7 protein-coding genes and 1 pseudogene are annotated in these 9,944 nt (G+C 62.7%); 6 read left to right on the forward strand and 2 right to left on the reverse strand.

The window, feature by feature from the left end:
* Window positions 1-106: 106 nt before the first annotated feature.
* Both K0M74_RS02020 and ribA read left to right on the forward strand, forming a co-directional pair.
* A complete protein-coding gene (locus K0M74_RS02020) occupies window positions 107-901 on the forward strand; it encodes an exodeoxyribonuclease III (RefSeq protein ID WP_293967380.1) in 795 nt (264 codons plus the stop codon).
* Window positions 898-1,962, forward strand: coding sequence for a GTP cyclohydrolase II (gene ribA / locus K0M74_RS02025; RefSeq protein WP_293967382.1), 1,065 nt, complete (start codon window positions 898-900; stop codon window positions 1,960-1,962). Before K0M74_RS02020 ends, ribA begins: the two co-directional genes overlap by 4 nt.
* Window positions 1,963-2,044: 82 nt before the next feature.
* On the opposite strand, the gene K0M74_RS02030 is transcribed toward ribA, so the two are convergent.
* Window positions 2,045-4,138 carry a bifunctional (p)ppGpp synthetase/guanosine-3',5'-bis(diphosphate) 3'-pyrophosphohydrolase gene (locus tag K0M74_RS02030; protein WP_293967384.1) on the reverse strand — a complete coding sequence of 698 codons (2,094 nt, stop codon included), beginning with the start codon at window positions 4,136-4,138 and terminating at the stop codon, window positions 2,045-2,047.
* A gap of 127 nt (window positions 4,139-4,265) precedes the next feature.
* Here K0M74_RS02030 and K0M74_RS02035 point away from each other — a divergent pair, with 127 nt between their 5' ends.
* From K0M74_RS02035 to K0M74_RS02050, 4 genes are all read left to right on the forward strand, one after another.
* On the forward strand, window positions 4,266-5,150 hold the full coding sequence (locus K0M74_RS02035) for a glycosyltransferase (RefSeq protein WP_293967386.1): 885 nt from the start codon (window positions 4,266-4,268) through the stop codon (window positions 5,148-5,150).
* Window positions 5,151-5,270: 120 nt separating this feature from the next.
* Window positions 5,271-5,792 (forward strand): helix-turn-helix domain-containing protein, encoded by a 522-nt coding sequence (locus K0M74_RS02040; protein WP_088440073.1) that lies wholly within the window; start codon window positions 5,271-5,273, stop codon window positions 5,790-5,792.
* A gap of 64 nt (window positions 5,793-5,856) precedes the next feature.
* A complete protein-coding gene (locus tag K0M74_RS02045) occupies window positions 5,857-6,981 on the forward strand; it encodes a histidine kinase (RefSeq protein WP_088440074.1) in 1,125 nt (374 codons plus the stop codon).
* Window positions 6,978-7,784, forward strand: a complete 807-nt coding sequence (locus K0M74_RS02050; RefSeq protein WP_088440075.1) for a LytTR family DNA-binding domain-containing protein — start codon at window positions 6,978-6,980, stop codon at window positions 7,782-7,784. The genes K0M74_RS02045 and K0M74_RS02050 overlap by 4 nt, the downstream gene beginning before the upstream one ends.
* Before the next feature lie 90 nt (window positions 7,785-7,874).
* Here the strand turns inward: K0M74_RS02050 and K0M74_RS02055 are convergent.
* Window positions 7,875-9,944 (reverse strand): annotated as a pseudogene (locus tag K0M74_RS02055) (hypothetical protein); the annotation flags it as partial.

The following is a 9,944-nucleotide window of genomic DNA, read 5'->3' on the forward strand; positions in this document are numbered from 1 at the left end:
ACCCCTCCCGTACCACCGCCCGTGGGTGGGGGGTTTTTTATGCTCGGCGCGCCCACACCAAACCTTCTGCGTTGCGCCGCGCGCGCGGCGCCGATAGAGCCACCGCATGACTCGCACCAGCATCGCTTCGTGGAATATCAACAGCGTCCGCGCCCGCATCGGCATCGTCGAAAAATTCCTGCTCGAAGAAGCACCGGACGTCCTGTGCTTGCAGGAAACCAAAGTCGAATGCGGCACCTTTCCGCAGGATATGTTCCGGGCGCGGGGCTACACCCACATCGTCACCCACGGTCAGCGGATGCACCATGGCGTCGCGATCGTCAGCAAGGTGCCGCTGACTGAAGTGCGCAAATATGACTGGCAGGCGAATGGCGAGGCACGCCACGTCGGGGTGACTTTGCCGTCGGGGGTCCGGCTCGACAATGTCTATATCCCGGCGGGCGGCGACATTCCCGATCGCACCCTCAACCCCAAATTCGGGCAGAAGCTCGATTTCTTTGGCCGTATGACCGAATGGTCGGGGGCGCTGAATGGCACCCCCACCGTGCTGACCGGCGATTTCAACGTCGCCCCGCTCGAAAGCGATGTGTGGAACCATAAGGCGCTGCTCGATGTCGTCAGCCACACGCCGATCGAGGTCGAAACGCTCGCGCGGTTGCAGGCGGCATCGAATTGGGTCGATCTTGGCCGCCATTTCATCGCGGCGCCGACCCCGCTGTTCACCTGGTGGAGTTACCGCGCGAAGGATTGGGAAGCGTCGAACCGCGGCCGCCGTCTCGACCATATGTGGGTCACCCCCGACCTGCTTGACAAAGCGGTGTCGCACCGCATCGTCCAGCCGGCGCGCAGCTGGGAACGGCCGTCGGACCATATCCCGCTGGTGACGGAATTCGCTTTTTGAGCGACTCCGATCATAAGGGGGGCCGCCGGGCCGCGCGCGCGATCGCCGCGCTGCGGCGGGGGTGGCCCTTTCGCGTCGAAGGTGCGGGGGGCGCGCTCGACCTGCTCGCGGTCGAAAACGCGCGCGACGACGCGCTCGTGGAATTTGCCAGCCACGATGTTCTGCTGTCGGGCGAACGCGCGGTAACGCTGAAGCTGACCAATCAGCGTGTCGCGGCGGCACCTGGTCCGGTGCGCCTGACCTCAGCCGCCAGCACCGTCGCCGCGGCGCTGGCGATCGCCGACCCGGCGCTTGATCTCGCCCACCCGCTCAAAGGTCCGTTTCGTACAATCGCCACCGGCGGTGACGCCGCCGCGGCCGCCGCGATGACGATGGCTCGCCATGCGGGCCTGCTTCCGGCCTTTTTTGTCCGCGACGCTTTCGGTGAAGCCGAGACAGGATGCACCGACGGCGATGTCGCCACGCTGCTCGACCCGGCGCGCCTGCAGATCGCCGCGCGCGCGCGCCTCCCCGTTGCGGCCAGCGAAACCGCCGAAATTATCGCTTTCCGTTCGCCCGAGGAAGCTTCGGATCATGTCGCGCTGGTCATCGGCCAGCGCGACGGCAATCCGCCCGTCGTCCGCCTCCACAGCGAGTGCCTGACCGGCGACGTGCTCGGCAGCCTGAAATGCGATTGCGGGCCGCAACTTCACGCCGCGCTTCACGCGATGGCCGACGCACCATGGGGGGTGCTGCTGTACCTGCGGCAGGAAGGGCGCGGCATCGGGCTGGTCAACAAGCTGCGCGCTTATGCGCTGCAGGATCAGGGCTATGACACGGTCGACGCCAATTTGCGGCTCGGCTTTCCGGTCGAAGCGCGCGATTTCGCAATTGCCGGGCGGATGCTGAAATTGCTGAACATTCCGCACATCCGGTTGATGACCAACAACCCCGAAAAGGTCGCGCGACTGGAGAAAGAGGGCGTCGAAGTGGTCGAACGCCTGCCGTTGGCGCTGCCGACCAATCCGCACAACGAGCAATATCTGGCGACGAAGCGAGATCGGACCGGGCATCAGCTTTAGGTGCATCACCCCCGCCTTCGCGTGAGCGACGATCATTCCGCGGAGCGGGGCTCGTCCGCTCCCCACCATCCCAAATCGGATGTTATAATCGCTCCGCCTGCACCACCGTGTCCGACGCGCGCAGCGCTGACAGAATCCGCATCACATGGTGGACGTCGCGCACTTCGACGACGACGTCGTAAGTGTGAAAACCGCCCTCGCGGTTCGACAGCCGCAAATTGGTGATGTTCGCTGAATTGGCGGCCAAAATGCCCGACATTTCGGCCAGCGTGCCGGGTTCGTTGAGGATGACGATGCACAGCCGCGCGTTGCCGCCCTCACTGTCCTCCTGCCAGCGCAGGTCGATCCAGTCGGCATCGACCCCGTCGGCGAGGCTGGGGCAGTCGATGACATGCACCTCGATCCCCTCGCCGGGGCGAGCCAGGCCGACGATGCGGTCACCGGGGACGGGGTGGCAGCAATCGGCGAGCTGGTACGCGACGCCGGGGGTCAGTCCCGCGATCGACACCGCGGCGCCCTGTCCGAACTTGCCGGGCTTGGCTTTCATGTCGGCGGTAATGCCGGGAACCAGCGCTTCGAGCACCATATTGTCGGACAGCCGCTGCTTGGCGATCGCGACATAGAGCGCGCTGTCATCGTCAAGCTTGAGCCGCTTCAGTGCCGCGCTGCGCGCCTTGTCGCCGACCTTGTTCGGCAGGCGCAGCGCAATTTCGTCGTACATCTTGCGGCCCAGAGCGGCGAGCTCGACCTTTTCCTTCGACCGCACATGGCGGCGGATCGCGGCGCGCGCCTTGCCGGTGACGGCGAAACCCAGCCAGGTCGGCTGCGGCGTCTGTTTGTCGGATGAGAGAATTTCGACAGTGTCGCCATTGGCGAGCTGCGTCCGGAGCGGAACCAGCCGACCATTGACCTTGGCCCCAACGGTGCGGTCGCCCAACCCGGTGTGGACGGCGTAGGCAAAGTCGACCGGGGTCGCACCTTTGGGTAGCTGGTGCAGGCTGCCCTTTGGAGTGAAGGCAAAGATGCGATCCTGGTACATCGCGATGCGCGTGTTTTCGAGGAACTCCTCGGCATCGTGCGTCTGTTCGAGAATCTCGATCAGGTCGCGGATCCAGCCCGCCTGACCGTCAGGGGCGGTGCCGCCCTGCTTGTACGCCCAGTGGGCAGCGAATCCGAATTCGGACTGTTGGTGCATACCCAGGCTGCGGATCTGGATCTCGATCCGCATATTCTGCTGGTGCATGATCGTGGTGTGCAGCGACTTGTAGCCGTTGCGCTTGGGGGTGGAAATATAATCCTTGAAGCGGCCGGGGACCATTTTCCATTTGCGGTGGATCAGCCCGAGCGCGGCATAGCAATCGGCGTCGGTCGGGGTGACGATGCGAAAAGCGATGATGTCGGTGACCTGTTCGAAACTGACATGGCGTTCCTGCATCTTGCGCCAGATCGAATAAGGATGTTTTTCACGTCCCGAGATTTCGGCCTCGATTCCCGCGGCAGCGAGCAACTCCTTGAAGTCGCGGCTGATCCCGGCGACCTTGTCCTTGCCCCCCGCGGTCAGCTTCGCGAGGCGGCCGGTGATCGTGGCATAGGCTTCGGGCTCGAGCTCGCTGAACGCCAGCAACTGCATCTCACGCATATATTCATACATGCCGATCCGCTCGGCGAGCGGGGCATAAATATCCATCGTCTCCTTGGCGATGCGCCGCCGCTTTTCCGGGTTCTGGATAAAATGCAGCGTGCGCATATTGTGCAGCCGGTCGGCGAGCTTGACCAGGAGCACCCGAATATCGTCTGACATCGCGAGCAGGAATTTGCGCAGATTTTCAGCAGCACGCTCATTCTCGGTCTGCGCTTCGATCTTGCTGAGCTTGGTCACCCCGTCGACCAGCCGCGCGACATCCGCGCCGAACAAGCGCTCGATCTCGTCGGGCGTAGCCAGCGTGTCCTCCAGCGTATCGTGGAGCAGCGCAGTAACGATCGTCTCGCAATCGAGGTGCAGGTCGGTCAAAATCCCGGCGACTTCGACCGGGTGGCTGAAATAGGGATCGCCCGAGGCGCGTTTCTGGCTGCCGTGCTTCTGGACGGTGAACACATAGGCGCGATTGAGCAGCGCCTCGTCGACGTCGGGGTCATAAGCGCGCACGCGCTCGACAAGTTCATATTGACGCAGCATTGCGTCCAATGTCGTTCATGTCGGCCCAATTGCAATGCGAAATTTGATTGCGCGCATCGCTGGCGCGTCAGCAACTTTGGTAAAGGCGATTGGAAGCTTCGGTCGTCGCGGTTAGGACAAGTGACTGATGGGGACCGATACGCTCGATTCGACCACGCCGCCACGGGTGTCGATGGTAATGCCCGTGCACAATGGGGCGCGCTGGCTCGGCGAAGCGATAGACTCGGTGCTCGCGCAGGATTTTGCCGATTTCGAGCTAATTCTGGTCGATGACGCCTCGCGCGACGAATCGCCCGCGATCATGGCCGCTGCTGCGGCGCACGATCAACGGGTCCGGCTGTTGCAGCTCGATACCAATGTCGGCCTGCCCGCTGCGCTCAATGCGGGCTTTGCGTTGGCGCGCGGCGCGTTTCACAGCTGGACGTCGGACGACAATTTGCTGCGGCCACAAATGCTCGGCCGCCTTGTCGCGACGCTCGACGCGCATCCGGAAGCCGACATCGCACACGCCGCCTTCACCTTGATCGACGAACATGGCACCGAACTGGGACAGTCAAAAGCTGGTCCGGTCGAGCGGCTTCTGCTCGGTAATAATATCGGCGCCTGCTTCTTGTATCGCGCCCGTGTGACCCAAGCGTTGGGCGGGTATGACGTCGATCTGTTCGGCGTCGAAGACTATGATTTCTGGCTGCGCGCGGCCCGGCAATTCGCCTTTGTCACCCTCGATGAAGATCTTTATCTCTATCGCAAGCATGGCGGCAGCCTGACAAACCAGCGCGGTGACGTGATTCAGGCGCTCACGGCGCAGATCGTCGAGCGCGCCCTTCCCGACACGCTGCCGCCGCGCCGACGCAGCGAAATATTGCTTGGGCTGGTGCTGCGCAGCCACTGGCGCTGGCGCGGCGATCTGGTGCTCCGCGCCTTCCAGGCTGATCCCTGGCATGTCGCCAGCCGCTTGCCGACCCTCACGCGCTGGTGGGTTATCGTGGCGCGTAACCGGATCACGTCCTGAAGCAGCCTAGCGCGCGCACCGGTCGCGTCTGCCGTAGCGGCAATCTATCCCGTTGCGAAACGCAACGCAGGCCCTATATTTTTTTGGTGCGGCGGCCGATTTTGCGTTAGGGCTTGGGTTATGGGAAAATTACGCGAAGTTTTGAACGATATGGACGGGGGCAATTGCGCCCTGCCGCTGGCGCTGGAGGCGATGGGCGAACGCTGGTCGTTCATGATCCTGCGCGCGGCCTTTAACGGCGTCCATCATTTCGAGGAATTTCAGCAGGAACTGAACATCGCGCGCAACATATTGTCGAACCGGCTGTCACGGCTGGTCGACCATGGCATCATGGCGCGCGAAGTGATGACCGAAGATCGCCGCAAGGTGCGCTACCAGCTGACCCAAAAAGGCATCGAACTGTTGCCCGCGATGATCGCGCTGCGCCAATGGGGCGAAAAATGGGGCGCCGGCGTGCCGTCTACCCCGGTGCTGGTCGATGCGCGCGACGAACAGCCGATCGGGCCGGTGACGCTGACCGCGCACGATGGCCGCGTGATCAACTACAAGGAATTGTTGTGGAAGCATCGCGCCGAACTTCAGCCGCTCGGTCAGGCGCGGGTCCGCGCCGAGGGTGGACTGGCGCCGGTGGCCGCCGAATGACCGGTCGCGCCGGTATGCATTTTCGCGCGCAGAGCCGCTGACCATCTCCACCCTACGGACCCCCATGCCGCTGTTTCGCCTGTCTTCGCCAGGGCCTTTTTTCGACAATAAGGTCCGCGCCTTCTGGAATCTTCAGATATTGGGTTGGGCCGCGTGGCTCGGCCTGCGTGGGGTGTCGGGGCTCGCCAATGGACAACCTCTCACCTTCTTGGTCCCGCAGACGATTTCGGCGATCACCGGCTTCTCGCTCTCGCTCATCCTTGCGGTGTGCTACCGCGCGCTGATCAGTCGCCGACCGCTGCTGATGTGGGGGGTCAGTTTCGGCCTGTCGGGCATCGCCACCGCACTATGGGCGTTTATCGACGCCTGGGTCGCGCAGATCCAGAATCCGAACAGCGAAGCGGGATTCACCAGCCTGCTGCTTGGCGCGGTCTATATCGACGCGACCTCGCTCGCGGCATGGTCGGCGCTCTATTTCGCGATCAACTATTTCCTCCAGCTTGAGGAACAGAATGACCGCGTTATCCGGCTCGAGGCGCAGGCTGCGTCGGCACAGCTTGCGATGCTGCGTTATCAGCTCAACCCGCATTTTCTGTTCAACACGCTGAACAGCATTTCGACGCTGGTGCTGCTCAAACAGACCGAGCCCGCCAATGCCATGCTGTCGAGGCTGTCCGCCTTTCTGCGCTACACGCTCGCCAATGAACCCACCGCGCAGGTCACGCTGGCGCAGGAGATCGAGACGCTGAAACTCTATCTCGACATCGAAAAAATGCGTTTCGAAGAGCGGTTGCGCCCGCATTTCGCTATCGACCCGGTGGTTGCACGCGCCCGATTGCCCTCGCTGCTGCTGCAGCCTTTGGTCGAAAACGCGATCAAATATGCGGTCACGCCGCAGGAAGACGGCGCGGATATCACGATTTCGGCACAGCTGGCCGGTCAAAATGTTCGGATTACCGTGTCCGACACCGGGGCGGGATTGTCAGCCGACCGCGCGGACCCCACCACGGGCCTTGCAACGGAATCGACCGGCGTGGGTTTAGCCAATATCAGGGACCGTCTGGCGCAGGCTTTCGGCGACCAGCACCGGTTCGATGCCCAACGCGGCGCTGATGGCGGGTTCACGGTGATTATCGAGTTTCCGTTTCAGCCCGATGGGCAAATGACGATTGGAACCGAACGGACATGACGATCAGAACCATCCTGGTGGATGATGAGAAACTGGCTACCCAGGGCCTGCAACTGCGGCTGGAACCGCATACCGATGTCGAAATCGTCGACACTGCGCAAAATGGTCGCGAGGCGATTCGCAAGATCAAGACCCACAAACCCGATCTGGTGTTCCTCGACATCCAGATGCCGGGCTTCGACGGATTTTCGGTGATTCAGGGATTGATGGAGGTCGAACCGCCGCTGGTCGTGTTCGTCACCGCTTACTCGGATCATGCGATCCGGGCCTTCGAAGCGCAGGCGGTCGATTATCTGGTCAAGCCGGTCGAGCCCGAGCGGCTCGCCGACGCGCTCGATCGCGTGCGCCAGCGCCTCACCGAGAAGCGCGGCGTAGCCGAGGTCGAACGGCTGAAAACGGTTCTCGCCGAGGTCGCTCCCGACGCAGTCGATGATTATGACGCCGAAACGCAGCCCGACGCGCATGCCGCCGACCGTTATGAAAAGATGATCAACATCAAGGATCGTGGCCAGATCTTCCGCGTCGATGTGGACAGCATCGAACGCATCGATGCAGCGGGCGATTATATGTGCATCTACACTGCCGACAACAGCCTGATCCTGCGCGAGACGATGAAGGATCTGGAAAAACGGCTCGACCCGCGCAACTTCCAGCGCGTCCACCGTTCGACGATCGTCAACCTGTCACAGGTCAAGCAGGTCAAGCCGCACACCAACGGCGAATGTTTTCTGGTGCTCGGATCGGGCGCACAGGTGAAGGTGAGCCGTAGCTATCGCGACGTGGTGGCAAGGTTCGTTCACTAGGATGCTCGCCCTAAACGATCGCTAACAATTGCAAGTCGTCCCGCGAAGGCGGGGGCCACGGCTGGTTTTGGTCGTTACCCGCCTTCGCCATCAATTCGCGTAAACCAGCGGTGGGCGCCATGCGCCCTGGTCGACCTCGTCGCGGACCTTGTACACCAGCCCCTTGCTGTTGAGGAACAGTTTTTCCATTTCGGGCCGGGTGAACGGTCGCGATCCGAGACGCCCGAACACCGCCATCTGGCCGCCGGTTTCGTCGACCCCGCGGTCACGGTCGAGCCCCTTCGACAGCGCGAGCGCGGGCGAGGGGGTTTTGGCCCAGGCGATCAGTTCGGGGGTCGGTTTGGGTGAGAAGCCATAGAGGCCGGGATTATCGGGGCTGGTCAGCTGGATCACCTTGATGCCGCCGCGGCCATCGGCGACGTAACCGAACAGCGACGCATTGGTCGATGCGATGATAACGTCCTCGGCGTCGGTCATGGTGCCGCCAAAGGTCAGCCCCGGCCAGACGATCGGCGCCGCGGGGCGGGTGACATCGACGATGACGAGGCCGTCGGCCTTCGCCGCAACATACATATAGGTGCGTGCCAGATAGATTTTGCGCGCATTGGCGAGGCGGACGGTCCCCTCCGGCACCGCGACCGGCACCGCCAGATTGGTGACGTCGAACAGCTTCACCCCCTCGGCGTCGGTGACCCACAGGTAGCGGAACTGCACCGCACTGGCGCGCGCGTCAGTCAGCGGCAGTTGCGCGGTCACCTTTGGTGCAAGCGGCGTAGAGAGGTCGAGCACGACCAGTCCAGCGTCGGTGGTGACATAGGCCATGCTGCCCGCCAGCGTGACATGCCGCGCCCCCGCCAGTATATTGCCCTCGTTCCAGGTCAGCGCGCGCGTCAGTTTGTTGTTGCGAAACTCGCCGTCGGCCATCGTGTCGATATCGACGAGTACCAGCCCCTCGACGCTGTCGGTGATGACGGCGTAGCGGTAGATGTCGTGCATCACCTGTTCGTGGTTCTCGGGGAAATTCTTGACGATATTCTCGTTGCGGCTGACGCTGATAGGCTGCGTCGTCGCGATTGCCATGCAGGTCGCATTCTTCGTCTTCACATGCGTGTCATGGCCGAGCGCCGAGAAGGGCGCGCGGACGATGCGTTCAGAGAAACCCTTGTTGCCGATCGACGCGACGTCGTAGATGCGGAAGCCGCCGCGCCCTTCGGCAACGAACATATATTCGCCGCGCTGTTGGAGGCAATTCACCCGGCCACTGGTGTCCTGGACGATATTCTCAAACTCTTCGAGCGCTTGCGTTTCGCCCGATCCCTTTTTGTCGAAGGTCTTGCCGCGCACCCATTTCTTGAGCTCGCGGCCGTTCTGGTCGACGTGCAGCTTCCAGTAATCGGGATAGCTATATTTGTGGAGGTAACTTCCGATCACCGCCTGCGGCTCGTCCCATTCGGTGACGCGGGTGGCCTGGAAACCATCTTCCATTCCCGACCAGACGTTGAGGCCGACGAAGTTTACGAAGTTGGTGCCGAGCAACATCAGCTGCGACATGATCGCATTATTGTCGTCACTCGCCGACACGTGGCAGTCGCTGCACTGTTTGGTTTCGGAACGGCGCACGGTGTGCGGGAAATGTGGCGCGAAGGCCTGGCTTGAATAACCCGCCGACGAGATCGGCGGCTGCTGCACATAGATACGCTCGCGGTTGATGTTGGTCGACGACAAGATCAGCGCCGAGGTTGATCGGACGGGCGTGATGATCCCGCGGACCTCGCCGTTCGGACCGGGTTCGCCGGGCTTGGTCAGCTGGTGCCGGCCAAGCTGGAACATCTCATCGCGCGCTACTTGCGGGTTGTAGGTCGCGAAGTTGCGCGTCTCCTCGCCCTCGAAATGGTGCATCTTGGTTTTCCAGTTTGCCTCGATCGGCAAATGGCAACCGCCGCAGCTCGTCGTCCACGACAAGTGACAGGTAAAGCAGGTCAGCTTGTCGTCGCCGTGCGCGCGGTCTTCCTTCGCGACCCCCGGCCCCCACTCAAACTTGCCGTCGTCGCTGCCCGCGGCCGCCATCACGATTGGGCGCCCCCCCGAGGGGGTGTAATTGGGGCCCCGCGGCTCCCCCAGCGTGGCCCCGCGGGCCTGGCCATAGGGGGGTGGGGGGGC

This window comes from Sphingopyxis sp. (genome assembly GCF_019459305.1).
In the GTDB taxonomy this organism is placed as follows: domain Bacteria; phylum Pseudomonadota; class Alphaproteobacteria; order Sphingomonadales; family Sphingomonadaceae; genus Sphingopyxis.

Excerpts from the sequence above, each read along its gene's own strand:
- K0M74_RS02040 (WP_088440073.1), top strand. The coding sequence starts at position 5,271 with ATGGGAAAATTACGCGAAGTTTTGAACGATATGGACGGGGGCAATTGC.
- K0M74_RS02035 (WP_293967386.1), top strand. The coding sequence starts at position 4,266 with ATGGGGACCGATACGCTCGATTCGACCACGCCGCCACGGGTGTCGATG.
- K0M74_RS02020 (WP_293967380.1), top strand. The coding sequence starts at position 107 with ATGACTCGCACCAGCATCGCTTCGTGGAATATCAACAGCGTCCGCGCC.
- K0M74_RS02050 (WP_088440075.1), top strand. The coding sequence starts at position 6,978 with ATGACGATCAGAACCATCCTGGTGGATGATGAGAAACTGGCTACCCAG.
- K0M74_RS02030 (WP_293967384.1), bottom strand. The coding sequence starts at position 4,138 with ATGCTGCGTCAATATGAACTTGTCGAGCGCGTGCGCGCTTATGACCCC.
- K0M74_RS02045 (WP_088440074.1), top strand. The coding sequence starts at position 5,857 with ATGCCGCTGTTTCGCCTGTCTTCGCCAGGGCCTTTTTTCGACAATAAG.